Here is a 16,907-nt window from a genome sequence, read left to right as displayed (position 1 = left end):
AGCCTTCGGGGCTATTTTCTAGTCTCTGGAAGTTCTGCAAAGTCTTTACAGGTAAAAATCTATACTTTTGGTCACGCAGCTGTCTAAGAGCTGTCTGTGATCGCGGCTACAGACGTTGAGCTCAGCATTCTGCCAATAGGTAGATGCTCAATCTATGTAATTTCTCCGTAAAGATACTCAGGCGCCTATCGACATTCCCCTAGTGTCAATGGCAGGATGCGCACAGAAAGCGGCTTTCAGGGGCTTACGGGATTTCAGGGTAAGTAACCTTGCTGAATCGCATCTCTTAAGACGAGCATCTACGCAACACTTCCAGCCGCGCTGCCAGAGGAATGCCCTCAGCGTTCTCAAGGCCATGCGCCTGATTTGCATCTCTTAAGACAAGCATCTACATAACACCCGGTCGCGCTACTAGGAAATGGACTGAGCATTTCCGTGAGCGTCTGCATTCTGAGGGATAGCACCGTATTCGGAGCCCACCTGAGGCCGCTTTTACTGTCAATTTTTTGCTATAGGAGATCGGCACAAAGTGGCTGAGCAGTTATTCACGGTTCAAATTTACACACCTAATAGCGACCTCGCTGCAGGGACTCAGATAAGCCAAGTAATTGCAGCGCGTACTGGCAACGATACCTTGCTGGGTTATCAACCCATAAGTGGTGTTCCAAATCTGCCCCAAATCGATCTTTTCATTGGTGATGTAACCATTGAGGATCCAGCTTCTCGCCAATGGAGCGATACCTTTGTATTCGGTGATTATCAGCAAGCCTACTACGATAACGGCAACCCGCAAATCCTCGGCTTAAACGATTTTGGTTTCGTTGGTGATTTCAATCCTGCCCAGGATTTCATCCAGCTCAATGGCAATGCCAACAACTACCAATTATTGGATGTTGGAGTTGGCTCAGCAATTCTCCAGCAGGACCAAAATGGTGTTGATGTTGTCGGTTTCTTGCTAGGTAATTCCAATCTAAATCTGGCTAGTAACTACTTCAAGTTTGAGGGCAATACTCCTCCACCAGGGCCAGTGGTCCCGAAGGCTCAGCAACAGGGAACTGCTGGTTTTGATATCTCTGTTCGCGCGGCTACCGACACCTCAGGCAATGTCTACACGGCTGGGGGAACCACGGGCTCTATTGGCAAAACCAACAGCGGGCTTTCTCGTGATGGCTTAGTGACCAAGTATGACAGCCAGGGCAATGTGCTGTTCACCAAGCAGATTGGCACCTCAAGTTTTGACACAGTCTCCAATATCGCCACTGATGCTCAAGGTAACTTCTATGTATCGGGAATTACCGCAGGCAACTTAGAGGGAACCAAACAAGCAGAAAGCACTGATGCCTTCGTTGCCAAGTACGACAGCAGTGGCAACCAGGTGTGGCTGGAGCAGTTTGGGCAGAATGTTATCTTTCAAGCCTTCGGCCTTGATGTTGATGCCGGTGGCAATGTTTATGTATCGGGATTAGATGTCAGAGCATCTGAAGATCTTGCCACTGATAACTTGTGGGTGAGCAAGTTTGACACGAATGGTAGCCAGCAATGGTTCACCGAAGTGGGTAGTGTAGACAATGATTTTGATGAATCCTACGATGTTACTGTCAGTAGCGATGGCAGCGTTTACGCTACGGGCTGGACTTTGGGCGATTTGCCTCGAATCGACTCGCCAGGTAGTTTCCAAAATGCTGGCTTGTACGACAACTACATTGCCAAGTTCGACAATGCCACCGGTCAAGCGCAGTGGGTGAAGCAGTATGGAACTCCCGATTACGAATGGTCGTGGGGTGTTGACACCGATAGCCAGGGCAATGTCTATACGGCTGGCTGGACCTTAGGCACCTTAGGTGATGAGAATAAAGGTTCCTATGATGTCTACCTGACCAAATATGACAGCGAAGGTAATCAGCTATGGGTGAAGCAGTTTGGTAGTGCTGCTGATGATGAAGGTTTTGATATCTTCATCGACCAATCTGACAACATCTTCCTGACTGGCTATACCAACGGCAACCTTGAAGGGATTAATGCTGGCTCCTTCGATGCCTTCGTAACCCGGTTCGACACAGCTGGGAACCAGATATGGCTGCAACAGTTTGGCACCTCTAAGTTTGATCAGGCTTATGGGGTCACCAGCGATGCTTTTGGCAACCTTTATGTCACAGGTGTAACGGGTGGCTCTTTGGGCTCCCTCAATGCTGGGTCTTTCGATGCTTGGACTGCCAAGCTTGATGCCACCTCAGGAAGCTTGAAAGACTTTAGCGGTAATGGCCAGACTGTCAGCCTCGCCTCGATTCCGAAAGGTTTCGCGAGCAGTGCACCAGCAACTCGACCAGTCAGTGGTGAACAAGCTGACTATATCGGTGACTTCTTCCAGCAATTCGTCACTGGGACCTTAGGTCTCAGTCCAGACAGTGGTGGACCGAGCGGCCGAGGTCTAGAACCCCTGGTTTCTAATCCTTACGGTGGCCAACCGCCAACCTCTGTACCAGAGCCTTCTGCTGGCCTGGGCTTATTGGCAATTGCCGGTGTTGCATGCATCAGGAGAAAGCTGCAAGCTCGCTCGAAAGCGGCAAGCAAGGCAAGAACAAGAGCCTCAGCTCAATAACTCCGATGCGGAGTAGGTAGAAGATAGGTCTGCTAGCCTTAGCAGACCTATCTTTGTTGGCACTTGCTAGCTGGTACCGGTCAGGGGCAGCTCTGCAAGGTTTTGATTGGCAAAAAACACTCAGTCTAAATTCGATCTCAGGAGAGGGCCGTGATCACTGGCACGGCTGATTTTGCTTAGTGCCTATACTATGCCTAGGCTGTGTCTCCATATGATTTCTCAGTAAAGATGCTGATTAGCGATTAGCAGGTTGGTAAGTGGAATGGCAGAATCCTTATGGAGAATGGCTTTCAGGAACTATGACCCAGAGTAAGCCTGCTAGAACTTCACACTTCTCGCGTTTCTTCAGATGAGCCTCTGGCTAGCCATCCTACTTGGGAACTAAGTTGTATACCAATCAGGGTGGTTGCATTGAGCTGGAGTGCAAGTCAAAACCAAGTTGACGAAACCAATTTGGCAAAAACAGTTGATTACAAACTGCTTCGACCGTCTACCTTTCAGCTGAATAAGAGCGATGTAAAGTGGCTGCTAACCCAATACAGGCCAATACACTAGAGAACGAGCTCGTTACAGCCTGGAGGGCTACCCAACTAATGGAAAGCTGGCCTGAAGCTGATGGTTTGCTTGGTCCTCAATTGCTCAAGCCTGCTGTTGGTGAATTTCCGATTGGTCTGTTTCAGGGTGATGTCCTATTTGGTGCTCCGCTTCTACAGCTTGGTCACAACACTTTTACCCCTAGAAACTGGCAACAGGTTGACTACGACCAAAATAGTTTGGCTAACTCCAGTTTGGGTGGCTCCAGTCCAAACGGCTTTGGTTTTTTTGCTGGTCTCAACCCGGTTTTGACTTCTGTTTACAGCAGTAATGTCACTAGTTATTCGAGGCTAAATGTTGGTATTGGTTCGAGCCAGTTTCCGCAGCAAAATAGCCTCGAAATTGCCAATTTCCTACTTGCAAATCCTAACTGGAGCCTAGGTCAAAACTACTCTCAATCTCAACAGGAAGCCCAGGAGTTTGACCTTACACCGGCCACTGCCACTGATCCCTCTGGCAATGTCTATGTTGCCGGAGGAACGACCAGTACTTTGAAGACAGCAAATAAACCGGATCCTCGTGATGCTGTCGTCACTAAGTATGACCGTCAAGGCAAGTTGCTGTTCAGCAAACAGTTTGGTAGCGAGCGCCTCGACACGATCTTAAGTATCGACACCGACAGCGAAGGCAACTTCTATGTTGCAGGGATCACCGAAGGGGATTTGGCCGCATCTAAGCAAGCAGAAACTTCTGATGCCTTTGTTGCCAAGTTTGACAGTAATGGTAATCAGCTATGGATTAAGCAGTTTGGACGCAACTCTATTTTCCAAACCTTCAGTATTGATGTGGATACTACTGGTAACGCCTATGTAACGGGCGTAGATGTCAAACCAGCCAAGGATCTGGCAACGGCTGACTTCTGGGCCAGCAAATTTGACACAAATGGCAACCAGAAATGGCTCACAACTTTGGGAAGCGTCAACCAGGCTGATGATGAATCTTCCAGCATTGCTGTCGATGACCAGGATGGCAGTGTTTATCTGACCGGCTGGACCGCAGGGGATTTAGCCAAAAACAATGCTGGCCTTGATGATGCCTGGGTCGCTAAGTTCAACAACAGGGGTCAGGTTCAGTGGATCCGACAATTGGGTACTGCGGATGATGAGCGCTCACTCGCAGTTGACACTGACAGCCAGGGTAATGTTTACGTAACCGGCTGGACTCTAGGTGGCTTGGGTGGTAACAATGCCGGGTCTTATGATACCTGGTTGGCTAAATTTGACAGCAATGGCAATCAACTGTGGATTAAACAGCTTGGTAAAGCCAGCACCGATGAGCCTATTGAGATGTTCATTGATGGCAATGACAGCATTGTCTTAAGCGGGTATACCAGCGGTAATTTGTCAGGCACCAATGTTGGGTCTTTTGATACCTGGGTAGCTAGATATGACACCCAGGGTAATCAGGTGTGGCTGCGGCAGTTTGGTACCTCCAAATTTGACCGGGCTTACGGAATTACTGGAGACAACACGGGTAAAGTCTACGTGACTGGCGTGACTGACGGCTCTGGGAAAACGGCTAAGGCTGCGCCTACTGGTAGTTGGGTTGCCAAACTGGATACAAGCTCGGGAACGTTGAGAGCTTTTGGCGGAAATTCACAGGGATTTAATACTGCTGTGACCAACTCCCCAACTGATACAACTGCCAGCCCTGAATTGTTTACTGACCTGTTTACTGACCCCTTTACTGACCAGTCGATACCAGGGTACATGGCTAACCTGAGCAAGCCTGTACTCAAAAATTTGGGTTCGTCCGGTTCTTCCACTAATAGCGGCAGACCCAGTAGCAATTTAGAGCACTCAAATTCAGAGCAATCAATTTCTGGTCCACTGTCAACTTCTGTGCCAGAGCCCTCTGCTAGTTTGGGTCTATTGGCAATCACAACGGTTGCTTGGATCAGTAGAAGGCTCGGGGCCACTTTGAAAAAACAGAGAAAAGCTAGAACCTAAACCCAGTAACTGTTGCAGGCTCCTGAGCTAGGAATGCAAGCTCAGCATAGACCATCATGAGCTAGGTGCAAGCTTTTATGAGGGTGACTGTTGTCCTACTGGCTAGCTATCGGAGAACCAAATTGTCCCTGATCAAGTTGTTCATAACCCAGCCATAATTTGATGCGCGTTGGAGCGAGTTGGGGGATTAGATGGGGTGGGTAGATTACCCCATTGCTTTTGCCTGATTGCTTTTGCCTTCTCACGCTTTTTCAGTCACCTCTTGCTGAGTGCTCTCGTATACATGAAACTGTTACATGACCTGCTACAGATTAGTCATATTTCTTTGATGAAGCTGTAATGTTCAAGCAGGTGCTAACCTAAAACCGCCACCTTGCCATCCGGCTCAAGTCAATGAATTTCTGAACGATTATTCAATAACTTTATTTGGTCAGTTATGCTTTTTGAGGGATGCCGAGCTGACCTGTAGACTAAGCGGTGGAAAGCAGGCCCCGATTCTGGCCTGAAGGTGTGAGTGCGGGAGTCACGTATGCAAATTGTCCGTCATCTGATCGCGCTAGGTATGGGGACAGCTCTAACCCTGCCAGCCCTAGAAGCCACGGCTGCACCACTCCAACAGCCGAAATCGAGAGCTATTAATCTGTCGCAGACAGCACCACAGACGACGCCTCAAACTACCCCCCAAGCGACACCTAACCCAGCTACCTCTCCTGCTGCCCAGCCACCAGCTGAGCAATCGGGTGGTCAAGCTAGCGATCAACCGGCGGGCCAATCAGCCGATCAACCCAATCGACCTGCTTCTGGCTCATCCGGCCAGACGTCAGGGCAGACACCAGTAGAGGCAGCTCCAGCTGCCCAGACTCAAACACCAACGCCTCAGCCCAGTGCCTCGCCAGCTAGCCCAGATACGCCCGGCACAGCTAGCCCGTCCGGGGCACCTGGGGCGACTGACCAGGCTCCGGCTAACCAAGCTCCGGCCGACCAGGCTCCGGCTAACCAAACTCCAGGGACCCCAACCCCGGCTAGCCAGTCTGCCACCGACCTCAGCCCCAATCCTGATCCACTAAGCTTGCCCACTCAGCCATTCGAGGTTCGGGTGGAAACAACCCAAGGCATCAGCTTGCAGCAGGCTCTGGAATTGGCAACTCGAAACAACCGGCAGTTGGAACAGGCGCGTACTTCTCTGGAGCGAGCTCGGGCTGCCTTGCGTGAACAAGAAGCTCAGCTCTATCCCACCGCCAGCACCTCGGTTCAGACTCAGTACGTTAATCGGCCTGGAAACGAGGCTGCTGGCGGACTTGAAGATGGTACCGCGGATCTCAGCGGCAACCTGGGGCTTGACTACACGATCTTAGATTTTGGCAGACGACGGTACAACATTGAGAGTGCTAGTACCCAGGTTCGTGATGCCCAACTAGAGGTCGACCGCATCAATCAGTCCATCCGCTCAGATATCTCTGGCCTCTACTACGACCTTCAGAATGCTGCCGAACAGGTGCGCATTCAACAGGCTGCAGTTGAGGCCTCTCAGATCAGTGTGCGCGATGCTCTGGCTCAAGAACGGGCTGGCGTTGGTACCCGCTTTGCAACACTACAAGCTCAGACCCAGCTTGCAGATGACCAGGTGCAATTGTTGGAGGCTCAAAACAATCTCCTGATCTCCCGTCGCCAATTGGCTCAGCGGCTAGATATTGCTCAAACAGCGACTCTGGAAGCAGTTGACCCAATCGAGGTGTCGGGAACCTGGAATTTGGGCTTGGAGGAAACAATTTTGGCTGCCTACGCGAATCGCGTTGAGTTGCAACAGTTTCTCCTGCGTCGAGATGTTGCTCAGAACCAGGCTCGGGCCGCGCAAACAACCCTGTTGCCTCAAATCGCTCTTTCTGGCGGTTACAACTTTAACGAGACGCTGCTGGGGCAGTCCAATGACTCGGATTCTATATTCAGTCGTAACACTGAGAGTTTCCAAGACAGCTTCACGGTTGGGGTTACCCTCCGCTGGACTCTGTTCAACGGCGGTGCAACCCAGGCTCAGGTTGCTCAGGCTCGGGCTGATGAGGCAATTGCAGAAAGCCAGTTCGCTGAGCAGCGCAGCCAAGTTCGCTTCGATGTTGAGAATGCCTTCTTCAGCCTGCAATCGCGACGAGAACAGATTACAGCGGCACGGGTTGGAGTTGAGTCTGCCCAAGAGGGCTTGCGTCTGGCCCGTCTGCGCTTTCAAGCGGGCGTGGGCACGCAGTTGGAGGTTACCAACTCGCAGCGTGACCTGACCGAAGCTCAGAGCAACTTGGCCCAGTCCGTAATTGGTTACAACCGAGCCTTGGCTCAGCTGCAACGCTCAGTCAACCAGCTCTAACTGCCCTGCCGCAACGCTCACTGCTTGAAAGATTACATTTGCGTCAGATTTTAGCGGGGCAGAGTTTGCCTCTCTAAAATTCTGACGCAAACCTGACGGGTTTTAGGGCGAATGACCTTAGAACCGAGGCATAGAATCAGAGGAGCAGCACTCAAGTTGCATCCTCTTGACGCACAGCGAATTCTTGCTCTAACTGGCGGTAGTAGGGAACCCCAATCAGTTGCTCAAATTCTTGGAAAGAAACTAAATGTTCGAAGCCAGGAGTAGTGCCATGCTCGCGCAGATAGCGAAAGCAATTCAGCATGGCTTTGGTTGCTGAGAATAAGCCGGATAGTGGAAAGACGACAATTTTGAACCCCAATTGTTGCAGCTCTTGGCTAGAGAGAAAGGGTGTTTTGCCGCCCTCAATCATATTGGCGAATAGGGGGACATCGGGAAAGGCGGTGCCAATTGCTTTGAGGTCCTCCAGCGATTGGGGAGCTTCGATAAATATCACATCGGCTCCCGCTTCACGATAAGCCCGACCTCGTTGGATTGCTTCCTCCAACCCTAAGGGTGCTCTGGCATCAGTGCGACCAATAATGACCAATTCACTATCCCCCCTTGCTTGCACTGCTGCCCGAATCTTTTGCACATGCTCTGCTGTTGAAATGACTCGCTTCCCCTCAAAGTGACCGCATTTCTTAGGCCATTCCTGATCCTCCAAAATAATGCCAGCCACGCCTAATTGCACGGCTTCGCTAACTGTGCGGATCACACTTAAGGGATTGCCATAGCCCGTATCAATATCGGCCACGACAGGAATGTTAACCGCTTGAACGATGCGGCTAACACTGTAGAGCATTTCGGTTGCAGTTAAGAAGCCATAATCGGGTCGGCCAAGCGTGGAGCCAGCTAAGCCAAAGCCACTGGTGAAAATCACCTCAAACCCCAACTGTTCGGCTAACTTAGCGCTAATACAGTCATAAATTCCCGGTAGGGTCAGAATACCGGGCTGCTCTAGTTGTTGCCGAAATTGTTGCCCCTGAGTCATGCATTATCTCCCGGAGTGCGAGCCCAACATCAGGGCACTCCTAGGAGAGAATACGATTATTTCTGCTACCTCGACGCAGCTAAGCGTCAATCCGACGATATCGTGCCTCGAAGCCTGAGTAGAGACCGTAGGCGACTAAGCCCAAAGCCACAATTCCCAGTAGCCAGGGACCGAAGGGTTGTTGCGCTAAGCTTGCCAAGGCTCCGCCTAAACCTTTGGCCTGACTAGGATCAGAATTGAGGGCCGCCTGAATCAGGAAGCCACCGATGATGGTGAACACAACGCCCCGCGCTGCAATGCCGAAGCGGCCTACTCGCATTGCCCAACTTTCTTCTGTGTCGCTCATCTCGTTCAGTTTGAACTCGCGGCGGAACTTACCTGCGTAGGCCTTGTAAAAATAAGAGAAACCAACGCCAATGACAATAGCCCCCAGTAAACCGACCAGCCACTGCCCGAAGGGCTGGCTGAGGATGCGAGCAGTCCAATCTTGAGTCGAGTTGCTACCGCCTGAACTGCTGCCTGAACCGCCACCTGAGCCGGAGATGAGTTTCAAGGCAGTCAGGGCCAGACCCGCATAACCTAAACCACTAAGCGCGTAACCGAAGCGTTGAGCCCAACGCTTGGCGCCAGCGTCTTGATTGGCGTGTTCTGGGTCAACAACGGCTTGAACAAATCGCCAGAGTGCATATCCTAGGAGCCCAACCGTCACAAGGCTAAGAAGAAATTTGCCAAAGGGCTGTGTGACGATGGTTTGTAGAGCGCCACTAGTATCGGTGGTTTTGCCACCTGTGCCCAGTGCTGCTTGCGCAGCTAGTAAACCAACAATAACGTAAACAACTCCCTTGGCTGCATAACCAGACCGAGCTAACCTCTCTACCCAAGGATTAGAGGCTGCCTGTGCAACGGGTTGCTTAAGGTTCTCAAGAGGACGGCGAGTCATGACGTAGCGGCCTATACTTATACTTAAGAATTAAGGAGTTTGCAATATTTTCCATCCCCCTGAGTGCATAACTTTATTGCGTGAATCTTATCCGATATAAGTGAAGGCGTAAGCGATCACTGTTAAGTGAAAGTTAATACGGCAGAAAATAAGTTAATCCGGAGTTTAAGAAGCTGAATTTAAGAGCCTGCTTTCACAAACCATTGTTCTGAAACCTGGATCAGTCCGATTGCAATCTGGACTAGAGGCCAACCGACCAAACAGATTAGGGCTGCTGCACGGGTACTGAGATCTAGTCCCTGTCGGACTGCCACAATAACAGCCAACAAACTCCAGGCAGCTAAAACCAGACCAATGCCTTGCCCCATAAGAGGAATCAAGGTTAGAAAATTGAGCACTTGAGGAGCATAGGCAAAACCGATCGGACTTAATAAATCTCCGTAACTTGGTGAATGACGGCTCAGATAATTGCCAATTTTCCAAATCGTAAAAGTCCAAAAATAGTAACCTAAGACTACGCTGGCACCATCCAGCAAAAGAGCTAAACCCAAAATGAGGATTGAAGCTCGATTAATCAGAAGAATGACTGCGCTGCCCAGCATGTGCGAAACAGCCGCCAGGATAACAATAGTGAGGGCAATTCGGTGGGTTCGAGGCCGATTGCGAGCATTCTCGTAAAGATCTGCATTGAGGGCCAGTGCGTTGCGGAGTACGAGGCTCAGGCTTTCTTTGGTTTTTGCGTGTTTCACAGGGCTGCCTACAACCTGAGATTGATGACAGGTCTAACTTAGTTTCTGTTTGATACGGTACAGGACAAAAGACCCTTGACCAAGTCCTAAGAGCAATTTTGGATGCTGAAGTTACTTGGACGATTGCTGCTCTGGTTCCGGGGTGGCAGTTTGAAACTGTTGTTCTTCGCCAGTTTAATCTTATTAGCTTGGGGAACGTTCTCACCTATTGGTACCATTACCTGGTGGTTACGTTATGGCAGTGAAGCGGCAGGCTTGAAAAGGGCTCCCGCTAAACGGTTGCCGGGTTATGAAACTGGTGGTAAAAACCAATCGGCAAATCAGGTTAGGAAAATCGATTGTTATGTTGTTTTTTTGACTGGAGTGGGTGATTTTTCGGCAGATCAATTAACACCTGGAGAAACTTTCTTTCTCAATCATTTGGAGCAGGCTCACCCAAATTGCGTCACGGTTCGAGATGTTTTTCCCTACTCTGCTGCTAACAAAAGCTTAGGAGGCGAACGTCTATTGTCTCCCCTTTGGCAGTTCGCTGACAAAGCTGAGGGTTGGCTGGGAGTCGCAAATGTTCTGATTAAAATTCGCAATCTCTGGCGCTTAGCAATCTCTGCCGATCCTCGCTATGGTCCTATTTATAATCAAGGAATTGCGAAGGCGATCATTGAGCGCATGCAGGCTGCTCACGCTTTACCGGCTGCTCAGACTGAGCCATTCCAAATCATTCTGATTGGTACGAGTGGGGGGGCTCAGGTTGCATTGGGGGCTGCGTCTTATTTAGCTGAGCAGTTTGAAACCCAAATTACAGTGATTTCGGTTGGCGGTGTCTTCTCAGGAAACAATGGTTTCGATGCGGCACAGCACACTTATCACCTGCAAGGCCAACGGGATTGGATTGATGATTTAGGCATCGTCTTTCCCTCGCGCTGGCCTTGGGTAGTCGCTTCACCGTATAACCAAGCCCATCGACAGGGACGCTACAGTGTTGAATCGACTGGTCCTCACGCTCATGATGGTGCTCAGGGCTATTTCGGTCTGTCTCAGGTTGGTGCTGAGAAAGCAACTTATGTCAATTTAACTTTGAGAAAAATCAACCAATTCCCAGTCTGGTCAGCTCAAGAGCAAGGCGGAAGCTAATAAGCAGCCGAAGCACTCTCGCATTGGAAGTTGCGAGAGTGAACTTTGACCAACTAGACTCAATTTCTTCGATTCGCTAAAGGATAGGCAGTAGAGCCTGAATTGCTTCTCGCTGCTGTAGGAGCATTCTGTCGATAAGCAGTTGTCTCAGCTGTACAAGCCTGTTGCCCCTGCGGACTCTGATTGCAAGTTTGGCCAGTCCCGGTAGTGTAGGTCAGGTATCCAGTATTCGAGTTCAAGCAAGCAGTTTGCCCATAGCCATTGGCAACACAGCGTACTCCTGGCTGAGGCACCCAAGCCATCGAGCTGGGCTGTCTGCCGCTTTGCCTCGCAGAACTGACTGGCTCTGCCTTCCCAGGAGCCGCAAAGCTGAGGGATGCCATGAACAGCGCTGTGGTTGCTATAAGGCTGAGTTTCATCGTTTTTACCCCACGAAGCAGTACGAAGCAATACCGTCTACAACTAGGTTCGCCCTTTAGAGCCCTAATAACCTCCTACAACTGGCATAGCCCAATTGGGTGAAACCTAGTTTTCCAGTTTCACCCTAAGGCCAGAGGTAAGTTTCTGTTTTAGTAACAATGTTGAGGGTTGGAGGAAACCAGTGACTCTTTCAGGGCCGGTTCTCAAGGCTTAAAGTAAGCGGAAGATAAACGGATAATGGTAAGGCTCATCAGGATTTGACAAACATCTGAAAATCGCCAATACGGGCAGAGTCCAATGCACGACGAATAGAATCGCTAGCAATGGAATGCCAATTAAAACAAAACTGAGAACGCCAAAAATGACGCCGTAAAACCAGACGTTGAGGTGGAAATTAATAGCCTCTTTGGCGTTATCTTTCACCACTGGATCATCAGAGATCACTAGGAGCCCCAAGGGAATTCCCACAGAGACAACTAGAGAGCTTAGAAAAATGGACCCATGACAGAGGGCCGATAGCAGCTTGCGCTTGTCAACATCGTACATCTGGGTTTCCTCGGGCACTCATGGGACGCTTTGCTTCTCCGATCTTATGAAGGGCGCCAGGGATTGTCAGTGGGGGGAACCGTAATTTAAGGGTAGAGCTTATCACCAGCAGTACTCACATGAACAAGGCCCTAGTCAAACCAGGGCCTTGAGGAATAGTGACGATTTAATTACTCGTTTACTTCTTTCTCTGGCAACATACACTTGTCACTGTCACAGCCTGCTGGTCCTTCGGCTGCTGAGTACCCCAGGTCGTAGCGCATGAGGGCATCCAAAAAGTCATCGGTTTTCTGCCGAGCTTCCACGTCTGCTTGCAGTCGCTCAAAGGTCACTTTGTCAATCTTTTCGAAGGGCAAGCGAGGAAAAGGTGCATCAAAACGAGCCAGTAAGGCTGCACTGATGTAGCCTTGATCTTGCTCAATGGCTTGGTAGATCTGTTGAGCCAAGGGTTCAATTTCACTCTCTTGAAGTTCCAAGGTGGCACTGGTGTTGTGGGCTGTGTAGTGCTTCTGAACTTGAAGGTAGAAGTCAAACTGCGCCGTTGCTGAAAACTTCTCAATTTGAATTTCGTCAGCACCGGGTAGATTGGCCCAAGGAACCTCCACCGGAATCTCTACTAACCACTCGGTCACCCGTGGATCAAACGGATCATTCAACAAATTGCTTTGTTCGTCTTTGTCAGACTGTGAGGGCACCACGTTGTAGCCGTATTCAATGCAGGCCAAGGCGACTGGATCGTTTTTCGCAAAGGTAATTCGTCGAATGTAACGCTGTGCTTTGGGTGGATGCCAACCGGGTGATGCTCCGGTTAAGAGAGATTTTGTGCCGGCTGGCTGTACCGTGGTGCAACGATTGGGTCGCTGCAAGCCGTGCTGGTCACAGTAGTCCCAAACTGCCTGATGAACGATTTGCTTCCAGCAGCTGAGGTACTCCTGTTCTTTTTGTTTGAATTCAAGGCCAGTAATGGTCTCAGGCCGTCCTGCTGACCACCAGCGCAACCAATCTACGCCAAAAGCACTAACAAAAAAGTCGAACAGCCCGGTGAAAGAAACGCCAACAATAGGGTCCAATTCTCGCGATTCGCGATAGCGCTCTTCTACAAAGCGATGATTGAGCAGAGCTGCCACCGATAGGGCTGCTGCGGTAAAAGCATCTTCTTGATCTTTAAGGTTGCGCGAATCGATTCGATTGAGGTGGACTTCTGCCAAGTTACAGTGAAATTCTGAGCCCAAAATTTCGCCGCAAGGGTTTAGACCGTACCGCTCCAAACGATGTTCTAGCTCAATCTTCGACAGTTGAGGGTAATTCTTTTGCAGCCAATTTTTGCCCTGACCTAACTCATAGGCTTGGAGGAATTCTGTCTTAAGTTCAGGTGTTTTTAAGAGGTCTGCATTCGAGCGGGCAACTGCTTCGCCAGCCCACTGAATTGCACCTTCACCCGAATAAAACTGCTTGCGCACTGATTCGATGCATTCTTGTTCCGTGGGCTTGCGGTGAAAGACTCGCGTATGATTAGCCATGCGCAGCGCATCGCGCTCTGGATCAATGCGCCAATTGCCTTCGGCATCTTGCATCCACAAGTTATCTTTTGCAGTAGCAGCTAATGCGTCATTGCTATCAAATTGACGCATGCCCGCGCTCCTCCGGATGTTCCCGGCTACAACGCAAGCAGCAGCTTCATCAATCAACAAGCAACATTCAACAGAATTGAGTTTTCTCCCGACTGCACGATTTAAAATTGCGGCGCATCGCTGGTAAAGTTCCGGCAGTTTAATCGGGTTAGCAACACCGCCAAAACCCTTTAGAGTTTCACCGGCAGGTCTTACATTGCTGAGGTCAACCTCAACTTGAATTTCGCCAGAAAAACGCTCGTTAGATGATAATTCCAGTAGCGACTGATAGGACGATACCCAGCCTTGACGGCTATCACCCACTGTGATTGAAACTCGATTGCCTTCTGTCTGAACGGTGGTTTTATCCTGGCGTGAGGCAACGGGAATGGTGCCAATTTCTCCCGGCATGGATACCAGCAGACGATTACGAATAATTGGCAACTGCTCAATGTATTTGGGCTCAAGAACTGCGCCCGTACCACAGCCCATCATTGCCAGATCCATCATCAGCCCAAAGGCTTCCCAGTCCACAACATTGGTGCTAGTGCAGTTGTAGGCACCTGAGAAATTTTCTGATTGTTTGGACCAACGTGTGCCGCCCACCCATAACCAGCGTCCTGAGGCCAACGCCTTGAGTTCACGCTGCATCCGGTTCACCAAGCCCACCTCTTCCGGTGTGAGCAACCCGAGTTCGCGAATTCCTTCTAAAGCCCGCTCGCAAACCTCGTCCCAGGTTTCACGACGGCTCACAATCGCCTCACCAGGCTTGAGCGCCCGTTCTACACGGCGGCTGTAAGTCCTAAAGAACACCGGGTTAGCCGTTGGTGCGGTTCCAGAAAACTGGCCGACCTGACGGCTGCGCTCAAGGTTATGGACCATAGTTCAAGCTTCACTCTTCAGAAATGGCAGATTATCGGCTGGGAGCAGCGCCCAGTCAGTATAGCACTGGCCTTCAGATTTAGTGTCTGTGTGTCAAATGCAACCAAGTTCTCCCCCACATCTAGCAAGATGCTAGGTCTCAAGCATGTTTGAATGCTGTACTACCACCAAGGCATTATCTGGATCGAGTTCCAAGCCCGTCTGGTGATCTAGGGTTGCAGTAATGCTATCGCCTAGGCGCTTGAAACTGCGCTCAAACCAGTAGTGAGGGGTAGCGTGCAGATGGGGGGAAGCGTTGATCTCTTGCACGTCCTGGCCGGGGCGTTGGAGCAGACAAATCACTGAGAAGCCCAAGCGTGCCTTAGCTAGCAGCGCTGTCAGTAGCCTCTCTCGGTCTTGAGGGCGTGTGTGTGAGAACAAGCAGCCGTTAGAAACAATCCAATCCACCGCCTCAGGTTGCGCCAAAGCCTCCCAATAGTTTCCTACTTGCCACTGGCCCTGTGGGTAGCGTTGCTGACAAATCTCGATATTTTGAGGCATCAAATCAATGCCTAGGTAGTGCCAATTCGAGCCTCGCTGCTGCACCGCAGCATAGATACCACCCCGTCCGCAACCAAGGTCCAATAAGCTCTGACACTGCTCAGGAATCACGCTGAGCTGAGCCGCAATGGCGTTTTCAAGATGCTCTGGCTTGGCCCAATCTGCAGCCTGGTAGTCAGGTGTGGCCTGACAGGTGTGGTAATGCTGCTGCACCGCCTGCAAAAAGTCTGGGGCTGAAATGCCTTTTTGGGTTGCCAAATTGCGATTCATCAAGAGCCCTGTCAGCCGATTCTACTTTTACCTTATCGGTACATCCCGTAGAAAGACAACGAAGTTGCTGACTGGGGTTGCTATCGCGGCTTCAGATAGCATCTGATGAACCTGACCCCGGTGATGAGTTTGGTGGTTGAACCAGTGGCTTAATATCTGCCAGAGGGGTTGGTGAAAGGCTTCGCCTGAACTATTGGTTTAGGTCAACTCAGCGCCAATTGCTTCAGAAGATAAACTCTCGATGTATGCAACAATGCGAGCGTCCTCAAACTCACGGGCCTCTTGAAGCGTTGCCAGGGTTGGGTAAAGTTCCTCCCGCAAGGAAGTGAAAGAATACGGGGTACCAACAAAACGGCCTAACCAAACGCGATCGGTCAGGAGAAGATGGTTTAGAGTACCGTGGAGCGAGCCAAAAAAAGCTCGCCGGTCTCGATAGTATTCTGTCTCATCCAGCTGGCCGCAGGCCGCACAGACCTGCTCATTGGACCAGCGATTGTAAGCCGCTAAGCTTCTGTAAAGCTCTTGCATCATAACTTCAGGGTTTTATACGCTTTCTACAGGCTCTTGCTACACCCTCTACACTTTATTGTTTTGTCTATACTTCGTATTGGGCGATTGTGTAAGGTTCAACTCTCGAAGCCTCAAGCCATTCTTGCAGCGTCGGTAGCGCTAGCAATGCCTCAATATAGGCCGATGCGTTGGCATCAACCTGAACTCCATAAGTAAGAAACCGTAGCGCTACTGGCGCAAACATGGCGTCAGCAATACTGAATTGACCGAACAGAAACTCTCCACCCTGGCCAAATCGTTGGCGACAGTCAGTCCAGAGCGCCAGAATGCGGTCAATGTCTTCTTGAACGCCAGGGGCTCTGCCTTGACCTGGTTTTTGCGCACGCACATTCATCCCCATGTGATTGCGTAAATTAGCAAAACCCGCATGCATTTCAGCACTGACGCAGCGAGCAATGGCACGGGCAGTCAGATCGGTTGGCCACAATTGGGCTTCTGGAAAACGCTCTGCCAAATATTCGCAAATGCTTAATGATTCCCAAATTGTCAGGCCGTCAGCAATCAAAATCGGCACTTTGCCTGCAGGTGAATAATGCAGAATTTTCTCATGAAATCCTGAGACATACAGAGGAATCAAAACCTCTTCAAAGTCCAACTTGGCTTGCTTCATTGCTAGCCAAGGACGTAATGACCAAGAAGAGTAATTCTTATTGCCAATAACCAGAGTTAAGTTTGTCATTGAAAATTAGGCTAAAGTAACCGCGGGCCAGAGCAATTA

Annotated in this window: 12 protein-coding genes and 1 pseudogene; 4 read left to right on the top strand and 9 right to left on the bottom strand. The window is 50.3% G+C overall.

The features are described from left to right. The first annotated feature begins 529 nt into the window (after window positions 1-529). The 3 genes from H6F94_RS33320 (at window position 530) to H6F94_RS21225 (ending at window position 7,498) form a co-directional block, all read left to right on the top strand. Window positions 530-2,599 carry an SBBP repeat-containing protein gene (locus tag H6F94_RS33320; RefSeq protein WP_199320567.1) on the top strand — a complete coding sequence of 690 codons (2,070 nt, stop codon included), beginning with the start codon at window positions 530-532 and terminating at the stop codon, window positions 2,597-2,599. A gap of 593 nt (window positions 2,600-3,192) precedes the next feature. Beyond that, entirely contained in the window at window positions 3,193-5,142 is a 1,950-nt protein-coding gene (locus tag H6F94_RS21230; RefSeq protein WP_190804249.1) for an SBBP repeat-containing protein, read from the top strand. Window positions 5,143-5,671: 529 nt separating this feature from the next. After that, a complete protein-coding gene (locus H6F94_RS21225; RefSeq protein WP_190804248.1) occupies window positions 5,672-7,498 on the top strand; it encodes a TolC family protein in 1,827 nt (608 codons plus the stop codon). A 151-nt stretch (window positions 7,499-7,649) separates the two neighbouring features. On the opposite strand, the gene H6F94_RS21220 is transcribed toward H6F94_RS21225, so the two are convergent. From H6F94_RS21220 to H6F94_RS21210, 3 genes are all read right to left on the bottom strand, one after another. Next, window positions 7,650-8,531, bottom strand: a complete 882-nt coding sequence (locus H6F94_RS21220; protein ID WP_190804247.1) for an isocitrate lyase/PEP mutase family protein — start codon at window positions 8,529-8,531, stop codon at window positions 7,650-7,652. Between the two features lie 79 nt (window positions 8,532-8,610). Next, on the bottom strand, window positions 8,611-9,471 hold the full coding sequence (locus H6F94_RS21215) for a DUF1206 domain-containing protein (protein WP_190804246.1): 861 nt from the start codon (window positions 9,469-9,471) through the stop codon (window positions 8,611-8,613). Between the two features lie 179 nt (window positions 9,472-9,650). Further along, complete coding sequence (locus tag H6F94_RS21210; protein WP_190804245.1) at window positions 9,651-10,220, bottom strand: YIP1 family protein; 570 nt, start codon at window positions 10,218-10,220, stop codon at window positions 9,651-9,653. A gap of 102 nt (window positions 10,221-10,322) precedes the next feature. Between H6F94_RS21210 and H6F94_RS21205 the strand changes: the two genes are divergently transcribed. Continuing rightward, entirely contained in the window at window positions 10,323-11,351 is a 1,029-nt protein-coding gene (locus H6F94_RS21205; RefSeq protein WP_190804244.1) for a hypothetical protein, read from the top strand. Between the two features lie 59 nt (window positions 11,352-11,410). On the opposite strand, the gene H6F94_RS21200 is transcribed toward H6F94_RS21205, so the two are convergent. From H6F94_RS21200 to H6F94_RS21170, 6 genes and pseudogenes are all read right to left on the bottom strand, one after another. Continuing rightward, window positions 11,411-11,770, bottom strand: a complete 360-nt coding sequence (locus H6F94_RS21200) for a hypothetical protein (protein ID WP_190804243.1) — start codon at window positions 11,768-11,770, stop codon at window positions 11,411-11,413. A 211-nt stretch (window positions 11,771-11,981) separates the two neighbouring features. After that, window positions 11,982-12,317, bottom strand: a complete 336-nt coding sequence (locus tag H6F94_RS21195; protein WP_190804242.1) for a DUF4870 domain-containing protein — start codon at window positions 12,315-12,317, stop codon at window positions 11,982-11,984. A gap of 170 nt (window positions 12,318-12,487) precedes the next feature. Continuing rightward, the gene (gene nrdJ / locus H6F94_RS21190; protein WP_190804241.1) at window positions 12,488-14,809 is read right to left on the bottom strand and encodes a ribonucleoside-triphosphate reductase, adenosylcobalamin-dependent; all 2,322 of its coding nucleotides are present in this window, start codon (window positions 14,807-14,809) and stop codon (window positions 12,488-12,490) included. A gap of 132 nt (window positions 14,810-14,941) precedes the next feature. Beyond that, a complete protein-coding gene (locus H6F94_RS21185; protein WP_190804240.1) occupies window positions 14,942-15,619 on the bottom strand; it encodes a class I SAM-dependent methyltransferase in 678 nt (225 codons plus the stop codon). A 27-nt stretch (window positions 15,620-15,646) separates the two neighbouring features. Beyond that, window positions 15,647-16,147: pseudogene (locus H6F94_RS21175) on the bottom strand (DinB family protein). Window positions 16,148-16,214: 67 nt separating this feature from the next. Further along, complete coding sequence (locus tag H6F94_RS21170) at window positions 16,215-16,868, bottom strand: glutathione S-transferase family protein (RefSeq protein ID WP_190804238.1); 654 nt, start codon at window positions 16,866-16,868, stop codon at window positions 16,215-16,217. Window positions 16,869-16,907 lie beyond the last annotated feature (39 nt).

Origin of the sequence: Leptolyngbya sp. FACHB-261, assembly GCF_014696065.1 — a bacterium.
Classification (GTDB): Bacteria; Cyanobacteriota; Cyanobacteriia; order FACHB-261; family FACHB-261; genus FACHB-261.
Note: the sequence above shows the minus strand (reverse complement) of the source record. Positions and strands in the feature narration are given on the sequence as shown.